The 23,719-nt window shown below is 71.3% G+C and carries 19 protein-coding genes; 8 read left to right on the forward strand and 11 right to left on the reverse strand.

Annotated features, from left to right (window positions below; genetic code table 11):
* Window positions 1-126: 126 nt before the first annotated feature.
* Genes JIG36_RS25960 through JIG36_RS25970 form a run of 3 tightly spaced genes read right to left on the reverse strand, consistent with a single transcriptional unit; the run spans window position 127 to window position 5,259 of the window.
* Window positions 127-936, reverse strand: a complete 810-nt coding sequence (locus JIG36_RS25960) for an ATP-binding cassette domain-containing protein (RefSeq protein ID WP_203379024.1) — start codon at window positions 934-936, stop codon at window positions 127-129.
* Window positions 926-3,688: an FtsX-like permease family protein gene (locus JIG36_RS25965; RefSeq protein WP_203379025.1), complete on the reverse strand. Its 2,763-nt coding sequence runs from the start codon at window positions 3,686-3,688 to the stop codon at window positions 926-928. The genes JIG36_RS25960 and JIG36_RS25965 overlap by 11 nt, the downstream gene beginning before the upstream one ends.
* A 29-nt stretch (window positions 3,689-3,717) precedes the next feature.
* A complete protein-coding gene (locus JIG36_RS25970; RefSeq protein WP_203379026.1) occupies window positions 3,718-5,259 on the reverse strand; it encodes a DEAD/DEAH box helicase in 1,542 nt (513 codons plus the stop codon).
* 217 nt (window positions 5,260-5,476) lie between these two features.
* Here JIG36_RS25970 and JIG36_RS25975 point away from each other — a divergent pair, with 217 nt between their 5' ends.
* Window positions 5,477-7,648: a hypothetical protein gene (locus JIG36_RS25975; protein WP_203379027.1), complete on the forward strand. Its 2,172-nt coding sequence runs from the start codon at window positions 5,477-5,479 to the stop codon at window positions 7,646-7,648.
* Here the strand turns inward: JIG36_RS25975 and JIG36_RS52210 are convergent.
* Both JIG36_RS52210 and JIG36_RS25980 read right to left on the reverse strand, forming a co-directional pair.
* Window positions 7,588-7,998: an ATP-binding cassette domain-containing protein gene (locus tag JIG36_RS52210; protein ID WP_369076883.1), complete on the reverse strand. Its 411-nt coding sequence runs from the start codon at window positions 7,996-7,998 to the stop codon at window positions 7,588-7,590. The genes JIG36_RS25975 and JIG36_RS52210 overlap by 61 nt on opposite strands.
* Window positions 7,992-9,305 carry an ABC transporter transmembrane domain-containing protein gene (locus tag JIG36_RS25980; protein WP_236048276.1) on the reverse strand — a complete coding sequence of 438 codons (1,314 nt, stop codon included), beginning with the start codon at window positions 9,303-9,305 and terminating at the stop codon, window positions 7,992-7,994. The genes JIG36_RS52210 and JIG36_RS25980 overlap by 7 nt, the downstream gene beginning before the upstream one ends.
* A gap of 61 nt (window positions 9,306-9,366) precedes the next feature.
* Here JIG36_RS25980 and JIG36_RS25985 point away from each other — a divergent pair, with 61 nt between their 5' ends.
* Both JIG36_RS25985 and JIG36_RS25990 read left to right on the forward strand, forming a co-directional pair.
* Window positions 9,367-9,972: a TetR/AcrR family transcriptional regulator gene (locus JIG36_RS25985; protein ID WP_307872916.1), complete on the forward strand. Its 606-nt coding sequence runs from the start codon at window positions 9,367-9,369 to the stop codon at window positions 9,970-9,972.
* A 177-nt stretch (window positions 9,973-10,149) separates the two neighbouring features.
* Window positions 10,150-13,644 (forward strand): ATP-binding protein, encoded by a 3,495-nt coding sequence (locus JIG36_RS25990; protein WP_203379029.1) that lies wholly within the window; start codon window positions 10,150-10,152, stop codon window positions 13,642-13,644.
* On the opposite strand, the gene JIG36_RS25995 is transcribed toward JIG36_RS25990, so the two are convergent.
* From JIG36_RS25995 to JIG36_RS26005, 3 genes are read right to left on the reverse strand one after another with little or no spacing between them, the layout of a single operon-like run.
* Window positions 13,634-14,302: a hypothetical protein gene (locus tag JIG36_RS25995; RefSeq protein WP_203379030.1), complete on the reverse strand. Its 669-nt coding sequence runs from the start codon at window positions 14,300-14,302 to the stop codon at window positions 13,634-13,636. The two genes, JIG36_RS25990 and JIG36_RS25995, sit on opposite strands and share 11 nt — an antisense overlap.
* A gap of 35 nt (window positions 14,303-14,337) precedes the next feature.
* Complete coding sequence (locus JIG36_RS26000; RefSeq protein ID WP_307872917.1) at window positions 14,338-16,125, reverse strand: sensor histidine kinase; 1,788 nt, start codon at window positions 16,123-16,125, stop codon at window positions 14,338-14,340.
* A complete protein-coding gene (locus tag JIG36_RS26005) occupies window positions 16,122-16,811 on the reverse strand; it encodes a response regulator (protein WP_203379031.1) in 690 nt (229 codons plus the stop codon). The genes JIG36_RS26000 and JIG36_RS26005 overlap by 4 nt, the downstream gene beginning before the upstream one ends.
* Window positions 16,812-16,903: 92 nt before the next feature.
* Between JIG36_RS26005 and JIG36_RS26010 the strand changes: the two genes are divergently transcribed.
* The 3 genes from JIG36_RS26010 to JIG36_RS26020 are packed head-to-tail and all read left to right on the forward strand — an operon-like array spanning window position 16,904 to window position 19,775.
* Window positions 16,904-17,956 (forward strand): peptidoglycan-binding protein, encoded by a 1,053-nt coding sequence (locus tag JIG36_RS26010; RefSeq protein WP_203379032.1) that lies wholly within the window; start codon window positions 16,904-16,906, stop codon window positions 17,954-17,956.
* Between the two features lie 26 nt (window positions 17,957-17,982).
* Window positions 17,983-18,615, forward strand: coding sequence for an ABC transporter ATP-binding protein (locus JIG36_RS26015; protein ID WP_203379285.1), 633 nt, complete (start codon window positions 17,983-17,985; stop codon window positions 18,613-18,615).
* Window positions 18,612-19,775, forward strand: a complete 1,164-nt coding sequence (locus JIG36_RS26020) for an ABC transporter permease (RefSeq protein WP_203379033.1) — start codon at window positions 18,612-18,614, stop codon at window positions 19,773-19,775. The genes JIG36_RS26015 and JIG36_RS26020 overlap by 4 nt, the downstream gene beginning before the upstream one ends.
* A 32-nt stretch (window positions 19,776-19,807) precedes the next feature.
* On the opposite strand, the gene JIG36_RS26025 is transcribed toward JIG36_RS26020, so the two are convergent.
* Complete coding sequence (locus JIG36_RS26025; RefSeq protein WP_203379034.1) at window positions 19,808-20,389, reverse strand: hypothetical protein; 582 nt, start codon at window positions 20,387-20,389, stop codon at window positions 19,808-19,810.
* A gap of 102 nt (window positions 20,390-20,491) precedes the next feature.
* The gene (locus JIG36_RS26030) at window positions 20,492-21,319 is read right to left on the reverse strand and encodes a LysR family transcriptional regulator (RefSeq protein ID WP_203379035.1); all 828 of its coding nucleotides are present in this window, start codon (window positions 21,317-21,319) and stop codon (window positions 20,492-20,494) included.
* A 103-nt stretch (window positions 21,320-21,422) separates the two neighbouring features.
* Here JIG36_RS26030 and JIG36_RS26035 point away from each other — a divergent pair, with 103 nt between their 5' ends.
* Together JIG36_RS26035 and JIG36_RS26040 are read left to right on the forward strand one after the other, a co-directional pair.
* Complete coding sequence (locus JIG36_RS26035; RefSeq protein WP_203379036.1) at window positions 21,423-22,283, forward strand: LLM class flavin-dependent oxidoreductase; 861 nt, start codon at window positions 21,423-21,425, stop codon at window positions 22,281-22,283.
* Window positions 22,284-22,324: 41 nt separating this feature from the next.
* Window positions 22,325-22,966 carry a uridine kinase family protein gene (locus tag JIG36_RS26040; protein WP_203379037.1) on the forward strand — a complete coding sequence of 214 codons (642 nt, stop codon included), beginning with the start codon at window positions 22,325-22,327 and terminating at the stop codon, window positions 22,964-22,966.
* Here JIG36_RS26040 and JIG36_RS26045 read toward each other — a convergent pair.
* A complete protein-coding gene (locus tag JIG36_RS26045; protein ID WP_203379038.1) occupies window positions 22,898-23,680 on the reverse strand; it encodes a polysaccharide lyase family 7 protein in 783 nt (260 codons plus the stop codon). The genes JIG36_RS26040 and JIG36_RS26045 overlap by 69 nt on opposite strands.
* Between the last annotated feature and the right edge of the window lie 39 nt (window positions 23,681-23,719).

Here is a 23,719-nt window from a genome sequence, read left to right on the forward strand (position 1 = left end):
TTACCGTCCATCCGAGATTCACGACTCTACCTGGGTCGTGGCGGCCATCGACCGACGCAGAACTCGGCAGTCCTATTCGGATGGTTGACGACTCCGTGGTCAATTCGGCGGGCGCGGGTCGGCACTCTATGTCGGGGGGTGCAGCTCGACGTGGCCGTCGGTGACTGTGACCACTGCTCGGCCGTCGGGGAACAAGGGGAGGGCCTCCTCGGGAAGTTGGAGGCGGCCCAAACCGTCGATGCTTACGGTTCTGTCCTCGCCGGATGTGTGTTCGCCGGATAGGACGCCGTGGCGTAGGCGCAGGACCGTGTCGGCGGCGGCTATGGCTCGGGCGTCGTGCGTTGCCATCACCACTGCGCTGCCGGCTGCGGCTCGGGCCCGTAACAAGCGCAGCACCAAGGCTGCCGACTCGTCGTCCAACTCGGCTGTGGGCTCGTCGGCTATCAGGAGCGCGGGTGGGCCTACGCCGGCGGCGGCCACGGCCAAGCGTTGTTGTTCGCCGCCCGACATGGTTGTGGGGTGGGCGGTGGCTCGGGACGTCAGGGAGACCTCGGCCAGGGCCGCCTCCACGTCGACCTTGACCTTGCGCAACTGGGCCACCTGGGAGATCTGGCCGCGGGCGTCCAGCTGGGGGAACAGGCTGTGGGTGGGGCGCTGGGCGACCCAGCCGATCTCGCGGCGGCGCAGACGTTGCAGCTCGCGGCGGGACAGGGACGAGACCAGGCGGCCGCGGTGGCGCAGCTCGCCGCCGGCGGGGCGTTCGCGCAGGGCCAGCACGGCCAGCAGGGTGGACTTGCCGCTGCCGGACGGGCCGGTGATCGCGCTGACCCGGCCCGCCACGACCGAGACGTCGACGCCGCGCAGGGCCTGCGTCGGTCCGGTGCGGGCGGCGTACAGCTGAAGGAGCTCGCGACCCACCAGCAGGTCAGTTGTCACGGTAGGCCTCCTCCTCGAGACCGGGCGCACGCGCCGCGGTGACCAAGACTGCCAGGACGACGGCCACCGCCGCAGCCCCGGCGGCGATTCCCACGCCGTACGGGGAAAGCTGGAACGCGAAAGCAGGCAGCAAGCCGGGCTGGTCGTCGAGCAGGCGACCGCCGAGGGGGATCAACGCGGCCACGCCGGCCACCGCGAACGTGAGGGAAAGCGTGGCCAGCAGCACGAACTCGAACGTGCGGGCGCGGCGGACCCGGGCCCGGCCGAGGCCGATGCGGGCCAGCATGAGGTCGGTCGGGCGGCGCAGCACCGCTGTTCGCTGCGCATAGATACACAGGGTCAGGATCGCCAGCAACGCCAGGTAACCGGCGATGGCGAGTTGGTAGCCGCGAGCGCGACTCGTGGCGACGTACGCGGCGTCTTCCCGCAAGGTGGCCGCGGTGGTGATCCGTTCGGGCTGCACGCCCCTGGGGCCGGTGACCGCGAGGACGCCGGGTTCGCCGCCTGAGCTCCACAGGAACGTCTGGATGAAGAACAGGCTGGTGCCCAGTTCGGTGCGCGGCCGGAGCCGGGGATCGTCGGCGCCGAGCAGCGCGAACATCGGGTCGGCGGCGACCACGTACATGGGCCGCCCCCGCATGCCGGGGAACGCGTTCACACGCTCCGCAATCGTCAGGTTCTTGGCGTCATAACCCGCGGTCACCCGTACGAGGGTGACGTCTTCCGTTGCCGGGTCCGCGACGACGATCGCCCGGGGCGTCCCGTCGTCCTCGGCGGGGCGCGCGGCCAGCGCGGAAACGGCGGACCGGGCCGCGGCCAGGTCGGGGCCATTGCCCCACAACGCCACCGAAAGGAAGCGCGCGGGATCGATGACCAGCAGATCGCGCCGGCCGTCGTCGAGCGGGGTCGTGACGTCCATCTGCCACACCGCCGTGTTTCCCGGGGGCAGAGGCGGCACCCGTACGCCGGGAACGAGCCCCACCGGACGCGGCTTGTCCGGATCTTCGGGCGGCGGCGACGGCGCCTGGTCGTCCAGCTCCCACGATCCCTGCAGTTTGGCGACACCCTCGGCGCCGGCGGCCACCGCGACCCGGTCGTCGGCCGACAACTCCGTGGAGTGAACGGCGGACAGTGCGAAGAGCAACATGCCCAGACCGGCGGTCACCACGAGTACGGCGAGACGGCGTTCGGTGCCACCCGATCCGAGCCGTCGTCGGGCCAGCCAGACGACGGCCCGCGCCGGTGACGACGGGATCCGGCCGCCTCCGCTCAGCAGGGCCGGCAGCCAACCGGCGAGTACCCCGGCCGCGACGAGCACCAGCAGCGGGACGAGCAGATCGACGCCGCGCACGCCGTCGGCCTGCGACAGACCGGCCGCGCCGACCAGGGCCACAATGATCAGAACCGGACCCCAGGGGATCGAGCGCTTCGTCGTGGCGGGCGGCGCCGGGCGTACGCGACGGGCGGCCGCGGCCGCGCCGACGAGCGCCACCATGATCAGGCCGGCCCCGGTCGCACCGGCCGCGGTCACGGCGGCCGGTTCCCATGACTCCTCGATCACGCCGGGCGGGCCCAGCCTCGCCACGAGTTGCCAGGCGGCGAGCCACCCGAGACCGGTGCCGACCGCCGCCGGCAGCAGGTTTTCGAGCAGCCACAGGCCGCCCACGCTGACCGGCGACATGCCGACGGCGGCGGCGTGTCTTAGCTCCCGCTCGCGGCGGCGGGCCGACAACAGGGCCACGGCCAGCACCGATGCGAACCCGACGCCGATCGCGGCCCATTCCACGGGCCGGGTCCGTTGGCGTACGGCCTCGGTTGTCGCCTGCGCGGTGGCGACGATCCGGCCGATGCCGCTCGCGAAGTTCACCGCGAGGGGATCGTCGCCGTCGGCCGACTGCACGGTCGCGTAGTACCGCCGCTTGTAGTCGACACCCTCCGCGGTCCGCCGCGCCTCGCTCAGGGTGGCGCCGCGCTCGAGCGCGGCTTCGACCGCCCACAAGATCTGATCATCAACGGTCTGGGCCAGGCGCTCGACCGTCGCGACATCGCCGATCAGGAGGTACGCCGGGAGGGTGTGGTACTCGGTGTCGCCGGGTGTGTCGCCGTTCCGCAGCGCCCATTTTGTGCTGCCCGCGGGGTCGGCCGGCAGCCGTCCGCCCCGGTCGACGGCGTAGATGCCGCTGACCCTGGCCGTCGCCCGCCGCGGCTTGCCTCGGTTGCCGGTGACCACGGCGAGCACGATCTCGTCGCCCGGGCCCGCACCGAGCTCCTCGGCCACCGGCGCCGGCAGCCACAGCCCGTCATTGCCGGCGGCATTACCGACCGCGACGAGTTCCTCGGCAGGCCGCCCGACGGCGAACAATCGGCCCCGCTCAGTCCGGCCGCCGGCACTGACCGTGGACCCCCAGAACTTCGGCTTGGCCAGCTCGGCCCCGATCGAGCCGCCGGTAAGGTCGGGCTCGGTGAGCCCGTCGACCTCGCGCAGGTCGGCGACGACCTTCTGCTGGTCGAGGCTGCTGGGCCCGACGTTGGCCGACAACCGCACGACGGCCGCGTCGTTCTGCCGGGCCGTCGCCGGAATCTGATCGCGCCGCACCTGGAAGGCCGCGTTGTCGGAGGCCTCGGCGAACATCGGCCCCGCCGCCGCGGCCGCCGCCAGCACCAGAAACGCGCACAGCGTGAGAACCGTCGAGGCCCGCTGCCGGAACCCACCGGTCAGCGCCGCGAACACGAGCCGGCCACCGGGCGCCATCGGCCTCCTCAGGTCGCCTTGAAGCTATCTCACTGGGCGCGCTCCCACGACCCCGTTCCGTACCAGTCCAGCAGCTCCTGGCCCGACGTGTTCGAGCGGAACACCGACACGTCCTCGGCCACGCCGATCAGTTCGTCCACAAAGTCCGCGTGCGCACCGAATTCCGGGTCCTCGGACGTGCCGCCCACGAACAGCACCACAAATGTCGCCGGGCGCCCGTCCCGCTTGGGCCGGATGACCCGTCCCATACGCTGAATCATCTGGCGCCGGCTCCGGCTCGCCGCGAAGACGATGCCGAGATCCGCCTCCGGCACGTCGATTCCCTCGTCCAGCAACCGGGGCGCCGCAATCATCCGGATCTCGCCGTTCTTGAAGGACGTGAGGACCTTCCTGCGTACGGGGGAAGGCATCTCGCTCGTCAAAGCGTGCGCCTCGACGCCGTGTCGCCGCAGGATCTCGGCCACGTCGGTGGCGCATTCCTTGGTCTCGCCGAAAACGAGCCCGCGATCGCTCGCCCGCGTCGCCGGAACCAGCCGTTCGAGGGCGTCGTATTTGCCCGCGCAATTGGCCAGCAACTGCCGCCGCTCGCTGAAGGCGTTGAGGTAACGGCGGGCGTCCCGGGTTGCGATGTGGCCGCCATGACCGAGCCGGGCGACCTCGGCCAGGAATTCGCCGAACGGCTCGGGCGGGCAGCCGTGCTGGACGACCAGACGGTGACGCAAAGCGCGGACGCGCTGGTCACATTCCTCGTAGAGCGCGCGTTCGTCCGGCCGGAATGCGGTCTCGACGAAGGCGACCCGGAACGGCGCCAGAATGCCGTCGGCCAGTCCGCGTTCGTACGAGCAACGGGCCACCACGTCACCGAAATAGGGCTTCAGATGCTCGTCGAGGCCGTTGTCCTCGCGCGCATAGGTGGCGGTCAGTCCGAGGCGCGCCTCGAAGCGGTTGTCCAAGGCCATGGCATAAGTGCGGGCGCCGTAACGGTGAACCTCGTCCGCGATCAGCAGGCCGGCCCGGCCGATCGGGAAGACCGAGCACCGGGCGGCGGTCTGCACGGTGGCGACCAGCACGGAATGGGTGAGGAAGGAATCGTCGTGGCCGCTGGTGAGGCGGCCGACGCGGACCGTGCGGAGCTCCCGTTGCAGAATTTCGTGCCATTGGTCGAGCAGTTCCCGGCCGGGGACCAGAACGAGCACCCGTTCGCCCCGGTCGACGGCTTCGGCCGCGGCCAGAACGCCGACGGTGGTTTTTCCGGTGCCGGTGACCGCTTCCACGATCCCGCGCCGCCCGGCGGCATTCCATGCGGCCAATGCCTCGATCTGCCATGCGCGAGGTTGCGGGCCGGCGTAAGTCCCGTGCGTGACGTGCTCGGCCGAATTCAGGCGCCATCGGGGCAGGGCGCTTCCGTCGTGGGTGAAGGCCGACCGGTCACCGTAGAGCAGCCGGTTCACGTCGCTCGCGGTCAGCCCCGAGAATCCGCTGCGCAGAAGCGCGGGCAGAAGGTCGTGCTTCGTCTGCCCCGGTCGCGCGGCCAGCAGTTGCCGCAGCCCCGAACGAGCAAGTTCCCACACGCCGGCACACCTTTCCCTCGTTTATGGACCCAACCGTAATGACAGAAATGTCCGTTTCGCATGAGCCGTTCGGCCCCGATGCGGCGGCATTCGGGCGGCCCGAAACGGTCCGAGTCGTTGCTCGGGCCGCACAGGCACAGGCCCGATGATTGGTCCGCCGAAATGGCCACGACACCGATCGGTTCAAGGGTTCTGAACGGATGGATGCTCGAACCGGGTGGAGTTCCGGGATCAGATGAGCGCGCGTACGGAGGTGCCTTTGTCCGGCCACATTTCCTGGCACGGCAAGCCGGATGACCTGCGCAGCAACGTTCCCGTTCTGGCCGGCATCCTCCGCGCCCGGGCCGAGGGGGTGCCGCTGGGCCTCGACGAGGTCCAAGCGGTCAAAGCTCTCGCACACGAGCAGGTTTTCGTCTTCGCTTTGCAGTACGCCGAAACGCTGGTCGAGGGCGAGGCGCTGGTGGCGGCCCGCACCGGACAGTCGTCCAGGCACCTGGCCGATCTCAGAGTGCTCCTGGCCGATCAGCGTGCCGACGCCGAGCCGGCCCTTCGTCGCGAGCCCGAAACGGAAAGGGAAACCCGGCCTGAGCCACTTGCACCCCTGGTGCTGCGCGAGATCGGCGGCGACGCGTTCGCGACCGTTCTGCGCGAGGTGCTGACCGACCGGGGTGTCCGTCCGGATGCGATCGATGTTCCGGTCGGAGACTTCTGGGGTTGGCTGGACCGGCGTGAGGCGCTGCCCGACGACGTGGCCAGGCTCCGCCTGCTCGACGACAATGCCTTCGTCCAGGCGTTGCTGACCGATTGCCGGGGCTCCGTGCCGAATCCGGCCCTCGCTCACCCAGCGGTCGTCGAGCGCTGGGCCACGCACAGCGGGGCGGCGATGGCCGTTCTGCTCGACGATCGTTCCCGGGCCGTGGAGGCAAAGGGAAGCTCACCGAAGACCCGCGCCGGCATGCGACGTATCAGAGCCTTGAAAAACGCCGTACGCGCGTACACAAGAGCTGTCGCCCAGAACATGACAGCGCAGCTCTTGCTCCGCGACCTGCGCGAGCAGACCTTGGCGATCCATCAGGAGCGCCGCTCGGGTTGGCTGATCGAGGCGACGGCACAGTTTGTCTCTATCGATCGGGAGCTGGCCGGATCTGTCGTTCACGCCAGCGCCGAGCATCGGGCCGTCTGCTCGGAGGAAAGCCCGTCATCGGACTGTCAGGACTGCATCGCCGCGGTGGCCGACCGAGTTGAAGCCTCGACATTCGAAACCCCGGCGGATTTTCTGGCCGGAGTAGCCGCGTGGGCCGAGACTGTGCGGGCCACTGGCCGGGAACCGGCGCCGGCTGAAGTGGATCGGCCGTTGGCCGGGCCGGACGAGGACGACGAGCATGCGTGGTGGCTGCCGACCGATGGTGGGCGTCGCGTCCTGAGATGGCGTACGGCTCTGCTCCCGTTTCATGTCGACGGTGGCTGGTGTGCTCTGCCCGGCGGGCCCCTTCCCGAGGGTTCGGACGATCGCCGGCTGACCTTGTTGGTCGAAGGGGAGGGTCTGGAACCGTCGTTGCGGCGGCAGAAGGTCGTCCTGCGCCGGCGCGGCGGGGAGTGGGAGATCAGCGGCATCCGCTGGCCGGAAGACTTCGGGCCGGGTGTGATCGTCACCTTCGACTGGCCTCGGGGTGGCTCGGTTGTGACGGCGCGCACGGTCAAGCTCGCTCAACCGGTTGTTGTCGAGGGCGTTGTGTTCCGCCATGAGTACGACCAGCAGGTGGTCACTCGCGAATTGGTGCCCGGCGTCGACCAGGATCGGGCCGTTCCTGATCTGTCGGACGCGAGCTGGGTCGTGCGAACCGTCCGGCGGCTGGGCTACCTGAGCCCCGAAGGAGTTGCCGTTCTGGCCGAGCACGACCTGGTTCGTAACTGCCTGGAACTCGGTATGCCGCGGTCGATGGCGGGACGGCTGCCGGGGGCCGTACGGAAGCTCTGTGACGCCGGTGTGCTGCAGCATGTGGAAGGCAGTCGGGACACCGAGGACCGGCCGTGGTTTCCGGCTCGGCCCGGGCAGGTCCGGGTTGATCTGTTGCGGTATGTGCCGCCGGTCCGCGTTGTGGAGCAGGACGCGGATCGGGCCCTCGGGGGTCACGAATCGCGGCGGGGGCACGAGGTCGCGGGGTTTGTCCGACGGCTGCCGGACGGTGCTCAGGCGTCGGACGAGCAGATCGACCTGCACCGGGAAGCGGCTGTCGCGGCCGGGATCGTGCGTCAGCCGCTCCGGGAGGGGTTACACCTTTGTCCGGCCGCACGTTCGGGGGCAGCGGCCGGGGCGGAGCTGACCGGTCAGAGGCCCGCGGGGGCGGTGGGGACGGCGATGCGTAGCGCCTCGACCAGGCCCCGGTAGAGGTCGTCCGAGGCCAGCAGGGACTCGTGGGTTCCGACGGCGCGGACGCGGCCCCGGTCGAGGACGATGATGCGGTCGGCCTCGACCACTGTGGACAAGCGGTGGGCGATCGTCACCACGGCACCGGTGGCGGCCCTCTCCCGTACGGAATCCTGGACCGCGGCCTCGGTCAGGGCGTCCATCTGGGCCGTCGCCTCGTCGAGCAGCAGCACCGCGGGTGTGCGGATCAGAGCTCGGGCCAGGGCGATCCGCTGGCGTTCGCCGCCCGAGAGCTCGGCCCCGGAGATCGGGGTGTCGACACCCTGCGGCAGCGTGGCGACCTTGTCGGAGAGGTGGACCCGGGTCAGCACCGCCTCCAGTTCGCCGTCGGTGGCCTCGGGTGGCTGAACAGGATGTTCTCGCGAATGGTGCCGGGCACGACCGGGGCCTCCTGTTCCACGTACGCCAGCTCGCCTCTGATCTCGCTGTGGGTGAGCGAGCGATAGGGCCGCCCGTGCAGGGTGATCTCGCCCGAACCGGGGTCGAGGAAGCGCAGCAGAAGGGAGAACAGCGAGGTCTTGCCGGCTCCGGACGGTCCGACGACCGCGGTGTGGCCGCGCGACGGGATGGTCAGGGAGACGTCGTCGAGGGCGGCCGGACCCTCCTCGGTGTAGCGCAGAGTCACATTCCGGACGGCCAGCACGGGCGCGTCGGGGACCCGGCTTCCGGGCGTGGGCGTCGAGGTCTCCGACTCCATCGCATACACCTCGCTGATGCGCCTCGCGGCGGCGATCCCGGACTGCAAGGCCGTCACGTTCTGGGTCAGCTCGCCGATCGGGCCCATCAGCTGGAACGCGTAGAGCAGGAACGCGATCAGGCTGCTGACCTCGAGCAGGCCGGCGTCCGCCCGCCACGCGCCGACGCCCAGCACCGCGATCACGGCCAGCGACACGCCGCTCCACGACACCGTCCACACCCAGGCGGCGCGGCGTGCGGCACGTACGTTGTGGGCGGCGGCGCGCCGGGCGTCGGCCTCGATGCGGCCACCCTGGCGGTCCTCGGCGCGGCTCGCTTTCACCGTACGCATGGCCCGGAGGGTTCCCTCGAGCTCGCCTCCGAGATCGCCCACCGCGTCCTGCGCCGCCTTCTGCGCCTTGCTGATCGTGGGCAGCAGCACGGCCATCACCGCACCCACGATCGCGACCGCGGCCAGGGTGCACAGCAGCAGCACGACGTCGAGCGTCCCCATCAGCACCAGGGTCGCGATGAACGCCAGCGACGCGTTGATCAGGCCGACGATGCTGGACGAGGCCTGATGCAGCAGCCCGGGGTCGGCGGTGACGCGGGTGACCAGCTCGCCGGTTGGGCGGCCGGTCAGCTCGGCCAGCCGGGCCCGGAAGTAGCGCTGGATCACCGACAGGCGCGCGTCGAGAACGACCTGTTCGGCGAGCGTGCCCATGAGGATCCACTGCCAGAGCCCGATGACCGCGCCGATCACGACCAGCACCAGCAGCAGCGTGATCGGGCCGGCCAGGGCGTCGCCGGTGCCGAGGGTGTCGATGATCCGCTTGGTGGCGAGTGGGGCGGCGAGGTTGGCCGCGTTGGAGATCAGCCCGAGGACCAGGCCCAGGATCAGGACCGGGAGGTGCGGGCGGAGAAGGCGCAGCAGAATCTGCATGATTCGTAGTGGAACACAACTGTTCCATGACGGGCAATGCCAATTCCCGTACAGTATGCCGGTGACCTCCGGAGTGAAGAACCGCACGCGGCAGGCGATCCTCGACGCCGCGATCGGTCTCCTGGCCGACAACCCGGCGTGTTCGCTGGGCGACATCGCCGCCGCCGCGCAGGTCGGGCGCACCACGCTGCACCGCTATTTCGCCGAGCGCGCCGATCTGATGTCGGCCGTCGCGGTCGAGGGCGGTCAGCGTCTCGTACGGGCGGCGCGTCTGGCCGAGCTCGATCGCGGCACCGGGGGCGAGGCGTTGCTGCGGCTCTGCCGGGAGTATTTCGACCTCGGCCCGCTGCTGTCGCTGATCTTCAGCGAGCAGGCCGGTGAGTGCTGGGAGGAGCAGGACGAGGGGTCGCTCGTGGCGGTGATCGAACGCGGTCACCGCGACGGCTCGATCGATCCCGTGCTGCCGAGTGACTGGGTGCTCAGCGTGCTCTGGTCCCAGCTCTACGCGGCGTGGGCCTATCTGGGCGAGCGCCCCGAATCGTCCCGCCACCACGTTCTCGACCTGCTCACCCGCACGCTGTCGCACTCCTTCGGCCCACGAACGCCAACCGCGACCGAGCCCGTACGCGGCGAGGCTGGGCGCGGCGAGGCTGGGCGCGACCGGTAACCGTTGGTTATCCACAGTCCGGAGTTATCCACAGGCGGAGGTTTTCGGCGGGCAGAGATCGGCTCGATCGGCCACACTTCCGGGCAGCAGGGACGTGGGGGCGAGTCGGAAAGGGAGTGGTGGACACCGGCCGAGTGGACGAGGTTTTCGCTGATCAGGCGGCTGTAGCGTGGGCTCGTGCAGGGGAGAGTCACGGTCGGGGTGCTCGGGCCGGTGGTCGCGAGCGTCGCGGGGGAGGCCGTAGACCTCGGCGGGCCGCGGCAGCGGGCTGTGCTCGCGCGGCTGGCCGTGGCCGGTGGTGAGGTGGTGTCGACCGACCGGCTCGTGCACGACCTGTGGGACGAGGCGGAGGCGCCGGCCAAGGCCCTCGCCGTGCTGCAGGTGCATGTGTCGAACCTGCGCCGCGTGCTCGAACCCGGGCGGGCCCGGCGGGCGCCGGCGACCGTTCTGGTCAGCGCCGCGCCGGGTTATGCGCTGCGGGTCGGCGACGGACTCGACGCTCGCCGGTTCGAGGATCTGGTGCTCGAGGCCGACGGGCCTGATGCGGGGGAGCGGCACCGGCGGTTGACCGAGGCCCTCGGCTGTTGGCGCGGTGGGGCGTATGCCGAAGTGGTGGACGAGGAGTGGGCGTCTCCCGAGGCCGCCCGGCTGGCCGAGCTGCGACTGACCGCAGTCGAGTTGCGGGCCGCGGCAGCGATCGAGCTGGGGCGGGCGGCGGTGGCCGTGCCCGAGTTGGAGCGGCAGCTGCACGACCATCCGGCGCGGGAGGAGTCCGTACGGCTGCTGGCTCTGGGCCTCTATCGCTCGGGCCGGCAAGGGGACGCGCTCGGGGTGCTGCGGCGCGCCCGGGAACACCTGGCCGAGGAGCTGGGCGTGGATCCGGGGCCGGCGTTGCGGGCGTTGGAGGCCGACGTGCTCGCGCAGGCGGCCACTTTGGACGGCCCGACGCGGGAGACGCGGGAAGCAGCGCGGGATGCCGCAGCCCGCGAGAGTGCGTGGGAAGCCGCGGCGCGCGATGGGGCGCGGGAAGCCGGGACACGCGACGCGACGCGGGAGGCTGTGACGCACGAAGCAGCGCGGGATGCGGCGGTGAGCAGTGAGGCGCGGGAAGAGGCACGCGGCGGGGCGCGGGAGGCCGAGACGCGCGGTGGGGCGCGGGAAGCCGTGACGCGGGAAATGGCGTCGCACGAAGGGCCGCATCCGGCGGCGTCGCGCGAAGTGGCGACCGATACGGCGACGCGAAGAGCGGGCAGCCAGACCGCAGGAGTGGCAGGCAAGGCTTCGAGCTGGACAAATACGAGGCGGGCCGGGGCGACCACGCTGGGGCGTGCCAACGAGTTGCGGGCCATCCGGGCTGCGGCCGGCGAAGCGGAAAACGGCGGCACCCGCATCGTCTGGATCGTGGGCGAAGCCGGCGGCGGCAAGACCACGCTGGCCGAGACGGCGGCGGCCGGCCTGGCCGGCGAGGGCTGGCGGATCTTCCGCGGCCGATGTCCCGAGGTCGAGGGCGCACCGCCGGGATGGCCGTGGTTCGAGGCCGTCGGAGAGCCGCCGGCGGGTGAGACCAGCCCGTTCCGGCTGGGGCGGGTGCTGGCCGGGCACATCGACGCCGCCGCGCCGGCCTTGGTGTTGCTGGATGATGTGCACCGCGCCGACGACCTCACCCTGCGGCTGCTTCGGCAAGTGGCGGTTGAGCTGGCGGCGCGGCCCCTGCTGGTCGTCGGGACCTACCGGGGGACCGAGGCGTCCGACGAACTGGCGGCCACGATCGGGGCGCTGCTCGGGGTGACGGCGGCCCACCTCACGCTCGGTGGGCTCGACGCGGCCGCCGCCCGGGTGCTCGCGCATGAGCACGGCCTGGTCGACGCCGCGCCCGACGTGCTGGCCACGTTGGTCGAGCGGACCGGGGGCAACCCTTTGTTCGTACGGGAACTGGCTCGTCTGATCTCCGCCGAAGGCGCCGCGGCGGCACGCAGCGTGGTGCCCGCGGGTGTGCGGGAGACGCTGCGGCGGCGGGTGGCGCGGCTGCCGGCGGCGGCGACCACCGTGCTGCGACAGGCCGCCGTGCTCGGGCGGGACGCGGATGTCGACGTGCTGGCCGAGGTGGCCGGCAAGGAACCGGACGATCTGATCGACGCGCTCGAAGTGGCCGTGCTGGCGGGGCTGCTCGACGAGCCCGAGCCGGGGCAGGTGCGGTTCACGCATGCCTTGGTGCGCGACACGCTCTATGAGGACACGCCGCTCCTGCGCCGGGCCCGGCTGCACACGGCGGCCCTGCGGGTGCTCGAAGGACGGGCCGACGCGGCGACGCTCGCCCACCACGCGACGGCGGCGGCCGGTCCAGCCACGGCCGGTGATGCCGTCCCTTACGCGGTCCGCGCTGCCCGTGAGGCCGAGGCGGTCGGGGCGTGGGGTGAGTCGGCCCGCCAGTGGACCGCCGCGCTGCGCCTCCAGGAGATGGCGGAACGGCGTACGGGAAAGGCGGCCGACCCGACCGCTCTGCTCGCGCCGGCCGTGACCGCGATGGCGCGCGCCGGCAACACCGCAGGCGCGCGGACGGCGTACGGGAAAGCCTCGAGAACCGCCCGGGGCCGGGACCGGCTCGACGTTCTGTGCGCCTGGGACGCGCCGATGATCTGGTCCATTCGCGACACGGCGGAACCCGACCCGACGGTGCTGGCGGCGACGACGGAGTTCCTGGCCGAGCCCGATCTGCCCGCCGCGACCCGGATCCGGTTGCTGCTGGCCCGGTTCCGCGAGTACGAGGGCATCGACGTCCCGGCCGCGCTCGACGTCACCGGCGAGGCGTTGACGCTGGCCCGCACGATCGGCGACGACCGGTTGCTGTGCCTGGCGCTGAACGCCCGCGCGTACATGGCGCTCGGGCCTGACCTGCACGCCCAGCGCCGCGAGCTGGAGGACGAGCTGCTCACGGTCGCCGTCCGGGCGGGCGAGGTCGACCACGAGGCGGTCGCGCACTGGCTCCTGTTCCTCGAGGCCTCCTCCCGTACGGACCTCGTGGCGGCCCGCACCGAGATGGAGCTCGCGGTCACCCGGGCCGGAACCGGGCAGCTCGGCGCCCTGCTCGGCATCCTCGCCATCTTCCAGGGGCTGCTCGAGATCCTGGCCGGCCGGCTCGACGCGGCGACGGCCCGCTACGAGGAGGTGTCGCGGCGGCTGATCGAGCACGGCGCGGTCAACGGCGGGTTGATGGCGATGGTCGGGCGGGTCGGGGTGGCCGTACGGCGGGGTGATCTGAGCCCGTTGCGGCCCGAGCTGGAGTATGTGGAGAGCCTGCACCCGGGTGGCCTCGGTGACCTGATCGCGCTGGCGCTGCTCGACGAGGGCCGGGCCGAGGATGCGCGCCGCATGTGGGCGACCCGGCAGCCGCGGCCCGGGGACTACTACTGGCTCGGCTTCACGGCCCTGCGGGCCCACGTGGCGGGCCGGCTCGGGGACAAGGTTGAGGCTTCGGCGCTTTACGGCCAATTGCTTCCGTACGCGGGAAGAATCGCCGGACTCGACTCGGGCACCCTCTATGCCGGCCCGGTCGACGACGCGCTCGCCTGGCTGGCCGAGGCGCTGGGCCGCCCCGCCGAGGCCGCCGAACGCCGAAAGGCCGCCGCTGACCTGCTGGAACAGGTAGCGACGGCCCTCATGATCAACGGCTGACCCCGACGAGTTCGCGGGGCTCGGCCTCGGCTCGGGCGGCGTCGCGCCACATCAGGTAGCCGACGACCGCCACGGTGAGGCCGCGGGGCAGTTCGATGAGCAGCCCGGTGAAGACCGGGATCTCGGGGAAGGGCACGAAGGTGAGCAGGCCGCCGACGATCGCCAGCACACCGACCCAGCGCGGCACGAAACCCGAGCGGAACAGCCCGACCCCGGTGAGGATGAGCCCGAGGACCAGGATCAGACCGCCCACGACCTGGAACGTCATGAACAGCGGCGAGTCGATGATCGACCCGTCGGCCGGGATCAGGTGCCGGGCGGCCGGATCCTCGGCGATGGCCGGCGCGACCAGGGCCTCGACGACCAGGTGGCCCTGGGCGCTGAGCGCGTTGCCGATGAAGTAGAGCCCGATGCCGATCAGCCCGATCCGGCCGACGTGACCCTTGAGCTTGACGAACATGCCGGGCAGACCCACCATCAGGGCGATCGCCCCGAAGTAGATGAGCAGCTGGGCCCAGGGCGAGGCGGCCGCGGTCAGCGACTCCACCGAGTGCGACTGCCCGTCGACGATCGGGTGGCTGACCCCACCGGCCAGGGAGAGAACGAACGAGCCGATCAGTGCGGCTCCGGTGACCTTGTAGAGCGCGTTGCTTGTCATGCCCCGAACTCTGCGGCCGGCCTCTTCCGGCCCACTCAACGCCGACTAAACGCCACCGTGAACCGGGTGCCCTCGCCGAGCGTGCTCTCGACGCTGATCGTGGCGTCGTGGGCCTCGGCGATCTTGCGGGCGATGGCCAGGCCCAGGCCGCTGCCGCCGGTGGCCCGGCTCCGTGACTCGTCGGCCCGCCAGAAACGGTCGAAGATGCGGGGCAGGTCGTCGGGGGAGATGCCGACCCCGGTGTCCCGTACGGTGATCTCGGCCGAACTCCCGCTCACCGTGACCGAACCGCCGGCCGGGGTGTGGCGGATCGCGTTGGAGACCAGGTTGCCGACCAGCTGGCGCAGCCGCACGGCGTCGGCCGTCACCACCGGATCACCGTCGACCCGCAGGGTCAGCTCGATGTCGGCCGCCGTGCCGCGGTGGCTGTCGACGACCTGGGTCAGCACGTCGCGCAGATAGATCGGCTCGGGGTGGATGCGCAGCGTGCCGGCGTCGGCCGCGGCCAGGTCGCTGAGGTCGTCGATGATGTGCTGCAGCTGCACCGCCTCCTCGTGCAGCAGGCCCAGCAGCTGGGCGTCGGTCGGGGCGAGGTCGTCCTGGGCCGCCTCCAGCCAGCTGCGGATGTTCGTGAGCGGCGTGCGCAACTCGTGCGCCACGTCGCTGACCATGGCCCGGCGCTGCGCCTCGGCCTGGTCCCGGCGTTCGGCCGAGTCGTTCAGGGCGCGGGCCAGGCGGCCGATCTCGTCCTTGGTCGAGACCGCGGCGGGCACGTGCCGGTCGGCCGAGTCGGTCAAGGCGCGCAACGGACCCACCAGGCGGCGGCCGACGAGCACGGTGACGACGATCGTGGCCAGCAGCACGGCGCCGGTCACGGTCAGGATCCGTACGGTGTTGGCCCGCGAGAGCGTGAACGGGTCCGAGGGGGACGTCGGGTTCGTGACGAACAGCAGGGCGGGTGGGGCCACGTACGGACGGAGAAGTGTCCGCCGTGACTTCTCGACGCAGCCGTTGATGCGGGCCGACTGGGACGAGTCAGTGGCGAACAGCAGCTCCTCGGCCACGGCGGTCGGGCGCTGGCGGACGTCGATCGGAGAATCCGTCTTGCCCGTGTAGACGGTGAAGTCGGGGCGGATCTTGAGGATGAAGGGTCCCGGGTCGAGGCCCAGGCAGCGGGAGGCCAGCCGTTCGAGCGAGAGCAGTGCCTTCTCCTCGGTCGGGCTGACCGCGTCGGCCAGTTGTGTGCACTGCGGATCCAGCACGGCGCCGGGCGTGGTGACCGTGAGCGTCGGCCGCCCGTTCACCGCCGTGCCGATCTTGCCGTCGATCCGCATTTTGCGCAGGCAGTTGAGATCGTCGTCGGCCACCTTGCGCAGACGGGCCCGTTCGGCCGGCGGGACCAGGAACGGGCCGGCGATCCGGGGGTCGATGCGCCGGCTGCCCCCGGTGAGGCTCAGGTCCAGGTTGAGCGGGTCGACCGCGGCCGAAGGACGGGCCGTACGCAGGGAGGGACCCGAACCCGAGTCGGCGATCACCGCCCGGTCCTCGGTCATCAGCGTGATCCGCCGGCCCAGCTTGGCCGCCCGCTGCTGGATCAGGGCCGGCGCGCCCGTCCAGTCGGCGTGGGTGGCCGCGTACGTGACGAGCATGTCGTAGACGCCCTTGTCGTCGGTGAGCGCCCGGCCCTGTTCCTGGCTGATCGCGCGGGTCACGGTGCGGGTGGCGAGCCACGCCGTCGAGGCGATGGCCGCGATCGCGATCAGCACCGAGGTGACCAGCAGCCGCGTGACCAGGCTGTGCCGCAGCGGCACCCGGCGGCTCACGACGGGCCCGAGGCCAGCTTGTAGCCGACGCCGTGCACGGTCATCAGCAGCACGGGCCGCCGCGGATCGACCTCGATCTTGCGGCGCAGGTTCATCACGTGCACGTCGATCGTGCGCTCGGTCGAGCTGCGGTCGATGCCGCGCGTGTGGTGCAGCAGCTGGGCGCGGGTGAAGACCCGGTCCGGCTGCTCCGACATCGCGGCCAGGATGGCGAACTCACCCCGGGTGCATTCGATCTCCGACCCGTCCACGGTCACGATGTGGCGCTGGGTGTCGACGCCGATCCGCCCGATCTGCCGGCTCAAGACGGGCGCGGAAACTCGGGGAGCGCGCCGCAGCAGTGTCCGCACCCGGGCCATCAGCTCCCGCGGGCTGTACGGCTTGGTCAGGTAGTCGTCGGCCCCGAGCTCCAGCCCGAGCAGCAGATCGTCCTCGGTCGTCCGGGCGGTCAGCATCAGCACCAGAACGTCCGATTCCTGCCGCAGCGTCCGGCACACCTGCAACCCGTCCATCCCGGGCATCATCACGTCGAGGACCAGCAGGTCGGGCCGCAGCTTCCGGGCGCTGTCCAGGGCCTCCCGCCCGTCGTGCACCACCACCGCCTCGTGACCCTCCGCGGTCAGGTAGCGCCGCACCACCTCGGCCTGACGAGGGTCGTCGTCGGCGACCAGCACCTGAGCACACATGGCGGCGATGATAGGTCCGCCGCGCACGGTTGATCGCCACTTTCCGCGATACCTGACGGTTTCCTAACAGGCCCCGGCCACGCTCGTTCGCCATGTGGAAACGATGGCTGATCACGGCCCTGGTTCTGGCCGGTCTGGGAGCCGGCGCGACGGTCCTGGTGACGAGATACCGGGCCGCCGATCGCGAACCCGTGCCCCGCGAGACGGTCGCGGCCGAGACGGCCAAGCTCGAACGCCGCACCCTCTCCACGGTCCGGAAGCTGCCCGGCAGCCTCGGGTTCGGGGCGGCGCGCCCGCTCGAGGGGCACACCGAGGCGACCGTGACCTGGCTGCCGGCGGTCGGCACGACGATCCGGCGCGGTCACCAGCTGTTCCGCGCCGACGACAAACCGGTCACCCTGTTCTATGGCAGCATGCCGCTCTACCGGCCCATCGCGACCCCGAAGATGACCGGCCGGGACGTGCGGATCATCGTCGACAACCTGCGTGCCCTCGGCTACCGCACGGGCTCGCAGCGCAGCCGCGAGGAGGGCGAGCTCACCCCCGGGCTGATCGACGCGATCAAGAAATGGCAGAAGGACCAGGAGCTTCCGGTCACCGGGACGATCGCGGTGGGTGACATCGAGGTGCAGTCCGGCGCCGTACGGGTGGAGACGATCGCGGTGCAGCCGGGCTCACCGGCCAAGGCGCCGCTGATGACCGTGACGTCGACCCGCAAGGTGATCACCGTGGCCGCCGAGCCGGCCGACGCCGCGGCCATCCAGCGGGGCGCCCACGTCACCGTCAGCCTGCCCGACGACCGTACGGCGAAAGCCCGGGTCCTCTCCGTCGGCCGTGAACTGGTGCCGTCCGAGGCGGGCGGAGTCTCCGGCCCGCCCAAGCTGACCGTGACGGTGACCGTCGACGACCCGGCCACCGTGGCCAAGCTCGACTCGGCCGAAGTCGAGATCAACTTCCCCGGCCGTACGAGGGAAGGGGTCCTCACCGCGCCGATCGAAGCGCTCGTAGCCCTCAGCGAGGGTGGATATGCCGTTCAGGGCCCCGGAGGTCTGGTCGCCGTGGAGACCGGCATGTTCGCCGACGGCTGGGTCGAGATCACCGGGGACGGGCTCGACGAGGGCACCGAGGTGGTGGTCGCGTCGTGAGCGTCCTGTCCGTACGCGACGCGAGCATGGTCTATCCCGGTGACGTGACCGCGCTGGCCGGCGTGACCCTCGACATCGAGGCCGGCGAGCTGGTGGCGATCGTGGGGCCGTCCGGCTCGGGCAAGTCGACCCTGCTCAACATCATCGGCACCCTCGACCGGCCCACCTCGGGCACCGTGCTGATCTCGGGGCAGGACGTCGCCCAGCTGCGCGACCGGCAACTGTCCCGCCTGCGGGCCCGCGAGATCGGCTTCGTCTTCCAGCAGTTCCACCTCACCGACGGGCTGAGCGCGGTCGACAACGTGACAACCGGGCTCCTGTACGCCGGAACGCCGCGCCGCCACCGCCGGGAGCTCGCCCTGGGCGCGTTGGAGCGGGTCGGCCTCGGACATCGCGCCGGTCACCGCCCGCAGCAGTTGTCGGGCGGCGAGCGGCAGCGCGTGGCGATCGCCCGCGCCCTGGTCAACCGCCCGTCGCTCGTGCTGGCGGACGAGCCGACGGGCGCCCTGGACACGGCGAACGGGCAGGCCGTGCTGGCCCTGCTGCGCCGGCTCAACGACGAGGGCACGACGATCGTGGTGATCACCCATGACCGGGACATCGCGGCGTCGATGCCCCGGCAGGTCGAGATCCGCGACGGCCGGGTGGTGCGCTCATGAGCCCGCTCGACGTGCTCGACCTGGGCTTCCTCGGCCTGCGCACCCGACCGGCCCGGGCCGCGCTCTCGGCCCTGGGCATCGCGATCGGCATCGCCACGATGATCGTGGTGACCGGCATCCCCGCCTCCAGCCAGGCCGCGCTGCTCGACGAACTGAGCAAGCTCGGCACGAACACGCTGCAGGCCACGGCCGTCCCCGACCAGGATCCGCCGGCCCGCATCCCCGAGTCGGCGGTCGAGATGGTGCGCCGCATCGGTCCGGTCACCGCGGTCAGCGCCGTGGCCAACACCCATTCCCTCGTACGCCGTAACGACCGCATCGCCGCGTCCAACGGCTCGGGGCTGACGGTTCTCGCGAGCCGGCTCGACCTGCTTCCGACGATCAACGCGCGGATGCAGGCGGGTTCGTGGCTGAACGAGGCCACCGCCCACTTCCCGGCCGTCGTGCTGGGTTCGGTCGCGGCCGCCCGCCTGGGCATCACCGCCCCCGGCCCGCAGGTCGTCGTCGCCGAAACGAGGTTCACCGTCGTCGGGATCCTCGCCACCACGCCGCTCGCCCCCGACATCGACCGCTCGGTGCTGGTCGGCTGGGAGGCGGCCCGCGACGCGCTGAAGTTCGACGGCCACCCCACGGTGCTGTACGTCCAGTCGGAGGAGTCCGAACTGGAGGAGGTCCGCGCGGTCCTGGCCGAGACCATCTATCCCGAACGCCCCGGCCAGGTCAACGTCACCCGCCCGTCGGACGCGCTCGCGGCCAAGCGCGCCACCGAGAGCAGTTTCTCGGTGCTGTTCCTGGCCCTGGCCGCGGTGGCGCTGGTGGTCGGTGGGATCGGGGTCGCCAACACCATGGTCGTCGCCGTGCTCGAGCGCCGTTCCGAGATCGGTCTGCGCCGGGCCCTGGGCGCCACCCGGGGGCAGATCCGCCTGCAGTTCCTCACCGAATCGGTCGTGCTGGCCACGTTCGGCGGGCTCGCGGGTTCCGCGCTGGGCCTGGCCGCGACCGTGGGGTACGCCTCGTGGCAGCACTGGCCGTTGGTCGTGCCGGTTGATTCCGCGCTGGCCGGCGCCGGGGGAGCGGTCGTCATCGGCGTGTTGGCCGGGCTCTACCCCAGTGTCCGGGCCGCCCGCCTGACCCCCACCCAGGCCCTGGCAACCGTATGAACCCCGCCCCCAATCTGGGGGCGGGGTCTCGGTCATTTGTTCTTCGCCGCTACCGAACGTTCGCAGTCCGGGATCAGGTCCATGCCCATGCTGATCGACCGCGAATCGTTCTGGTCGCCGCCGAGCGCGATGCTGATGCCGTCCTCGGAGACCTCGACGTACTTGACGCCCTTGCCCTTGAGGCACTTCACGACGTCGACCGCGAAGTCGCGCGCGTCCGGGTTGGCCGGGTCCTTCTCCCACGGCGGCAGCGGATAGAACTGCTGCTCACACACCCGGAAGGCCTCGTCCATGGCTTCGGCCTCGGGCCCGGTCGCCGCCTGCGCTCCCGCGTCGGAGACGGCCTTCCGCTTGGCGTCATCCGGGTCGTAGCCACGGTCCTTGAGGCATTTGTTGTACGGCCCGAGCAACGCCTCGAACTCCTCGGGCGTCGTGTCGAGTCGTTCCCGCGGCCGCTGAGCCGCCTTGGACGTCGGTGCCGCTTTCTCCGGCGCCGTGCTGGTCAACGTGGCCACCTTGGCGTCGCTGCTCTCCGTCTTCTCGCCCCCGCCCCCACACGCCGTCAGCGCCGTGAGCGCGATCGCCGCCACCACCAGCGCACGACTTCTCCGCATGAAACCTGCCTCCCGTCCACAGCCCCGGCACCCGAATGCACCGTGGCGAACGGCCAGCCTGGCGAGGAGAAGTCAGGATGCTGTCAGGTTGACCCGCCCGGTTCAGCTTTTGACCGACGTCACGCAGGTGCCGCTGATGGCCCGGGCGCTGCGCAGCAGTTCGTCGAGCACGGCGGACCTCCGGTGGCTCTCGACCACCAGGCATATCCGCGCGTGGGGGGCGTCGCTCACGAGGGACCAGGTCAGCCCGGGATGGTGGTAGAAGCGGGCGGCCGACTCGGGGACCAGAACAACGCCCCGCCCGGCGGCGACCTGCTCGCTTAACTCCTCGACGGCGCCGACTCCGCCGGCCGGGTGAAGCAGCACCTCGCCGGCGAGATCGGCCAGGGTGACCTCCTCCTTGCCGGCGCAGCGGTGGTCGGCCGGCAGGATGACCGCGCGGGGCTCGGCATAGAGGTCGACCACGGTCAGGCCGGTTCCGTCGAACGGGCGGATCGCGAGGCCGGCGTCGAAGTGGCCGTCGCGCAGCCCGGAGATCTGGTCGGCCTGCGACGTGCGGACGCCGTCGACCCGGATGCCGGGGAAGGCCTTCTCCAAATGCTGGATCATCGGGGCGACGGTGGTGCCGGGCAGGAAGCCGACGGTGATGCTCTGCCCTTCACGGTCGGCCCGCAGCAGCCGCCGGTGCAGAGTCTCGGAGCTGTGCAGCAAAGTCCGCGCCTCGTCGCGCAGCAGTTCCCCGGCCGGGGTCAGCGTGGTGCCGGCCCGGGAGCGGTCGAAGAGCCGGACCCCGAGTTCCCGCTCGAAGGCGGCGATCGAGCGGCTCAGCGCCGGTTGCGCGATGTGCAGGCTCTCGGCGGCGCGGCCGTAGTTGAGCGTGTCGGCGAGCGTCACGAACTGCCGCAGCCGGCGCAGGTCGACGTCAGCCATTCCCCGATAGTGGCACGGGCCGGGCCGCTCATGCCGATGCGGCATGAGATCGCCCGGAACTGGTCTTGGACGGCCTTCGTGGGGCGCGGCCAGACTTTCGGACATGCGAATCGGTGTCGGGCTTCCCAACCAGGTCCACGAGATGAATCCGGCCGTCATCCCGGGATGGGCGCGCCGGGCCGAGGAGGCCGGGTTCAGTTCGGTCGGCACGCTCGGGCGCGTGTCCTACCCCGCTCTGATGGACACCGTGGCGCTGGCCGCCGCGGCCGCCGCGACCAGCCGGGTCGACCTGTTCAGCACGGTGACGATCACGCCGGTCTGGCCGCCGGTGCTGCTGGCCAAGGAGCTGGCCGGCATCGACGCGGTCTCCGGCGGCCGGCTCACCGTGGGCGTCGGGCTCGGCGGGCGGCCGGACGACTACGTCGCCGAGGGCTATCCGGCGAAGGGGCTGGGCCGGCGCCTCGATGCCGACCTCGAGATCTATCACCGCGTATGGAAAGGCGAGCCGACCGGTGGCGGCGAGAACCCCGCCGTGCCCACCGGCACCCGCCCAGTTCCCCTGATCTTCGGCGGCACGGTGGCGGCCTCGTTCGCCCGCATGGCCAGGTGGGGCGACGGCTACACCAGCGGTGGTGTGCCCGGCCCCATGGTCGCCGGCGGGTTCGACGCCGCCCGCGACGCCTGGCGGGCGGCCGGTCGTGCCGGACGGCCGCGGCTGGTGGCGATGATGTACTTCGCGCTGGGCGACCCCGGAAAGGGCTTGTCCAACATCCGTACGTATTACGGCCCCTACGCGCCCGAGCAGATGACGAAGCTGGTGCTCGACAGCGTCTCCGCCACGGCCGCGCAGATTCGCGAAACCGTGCAGGCGTTCGCCGCGATCGGCACCGACGATCTCATCCTGCACCCCACCACCGACGACCCGGCCGAGATCGAACGGCTGGCCGAGGTCGTTCTGCGCTGACCTCCACGGCGGGTTGCCCGGATCTGCGCGACACTGCGGGGATGAAGCTGGGGCCGGGGGAGCCGGAAGCCGATTCGTGGCAGGTCGAGCCGTTCACGACCTTCGTACGGCGGCTGACCGGGCGGGTGATCGCCGTCGACGGCCGGGGTGGCAGCGGGAAGACGACGCTGGCCGAACGGATCGGCCGGGCCCACCCGGGCAGCGTGGTCGTGCACACCGACGACATCGCCTGGTGGCACTCGCGTTTCGGGTGGGCCGACCTGATGGTCGACGGCGTGCTGCGGCCCTGGCTGGCCGGCGGCGACGTCCGCTATCAGCCACCGGCCTGGCCGGCGCACGGGCGGGACGGCTTCGTCGAGGTGCCCGCGTCGGCTCCGCTCGTCATCGTCGAGGGGGTCGGGGCGTCGCGCCGGGAGCTCACCCCGTACCTCGATTCGGTGGTCTGGGTGCAGTCCGACTACGAGGAGGCCAAGGCCCGCGGCATCCGCCGGGACATGGCCGAGAAGGGCGTCGACGAGGCCGGCGCGCTGCGCGAATGGGACGAGTGGGAGGTCGAGGAGGTGCCGTTCTTCCTGGAGGACCGCCCGTGGCAGCGCGCCGGTTACGTCGTACGGTCAATTGTGTTGGATCGTGAGGCCGTAGAACTTCACCTTGGCCCCGTTGGTGGTGCTGTCCGAGGATGACTGGTTGTACGAGCCGGCCTTGAAATACTGCTTGTACGGGTTGAAGGACGCCGGAATCGTGTAGTTCGTCCGCGCGCCGTTGATCGTCAGGCTGGCCTTGTTGCCCGAGACGTTGATGACGTAGGTCCACCGCTGGCCGAGCGGCACGTTGCCGAGTTTGTGCAGCGTCTGCCCGTCGGTGGGGCTGCGCTGCTGGCCCAGGTAGATGTCGCCGTTGGCCCGGTAGTAGAGCTCGAGCAGCGGCTTGGTCGAGGTGCCGCCGGTGCCGAGCTTCACCTGACCGACCGCGACATTCTTGGTCACCGAGACGATCCGCAGGTCGGCGCTGAGCGTGTGGTTGCCGGCCAGCGCCCAGTCGGCGGCCGAGCCGTTGGCGTTCATCTCGCGCAGTTCGGAGCGGGCATAGTTCGAGTTGGGCGTGGTCACGCCCTTCTCGGGCGCCCAAAATGTCATCGAGCCGTCGTTCTTGTCGGTCCAGAAGTACGCCGGGTTGGTGTAGCCGTTGGCGCCCTTGAGCCGGGCCGGCGAGATCGTCTCGGGGCTGCCCGGCGAGCCGATGGGCAGTTGGAGCGACCAGGCGGAGAGGTTGAAGTTGCCGCCCGGCGCCACGTCGGGGTTGAGGGCGGCGGCGTGGGCGTTCTGAACGCCGAGGAGACCAAGCCCACCGGCAACCACAGTGGACAGTGCGGCGACGAGCAGGGTGCGCTTTCTCATTCCGATGACCTCGTTTGCCTCAGGGGGATTGGCAAGACG

The organism is Paractinoplanes ovalisporus, from assembly GCF_016834655.1.
Taxonomy (GTDB): Bacteria; Actinomycetota; Actinomycetes; order Mycobacteriales; family Micromonosporaceae; genus Actinoplanes; species Actinoplanes ovalisporus.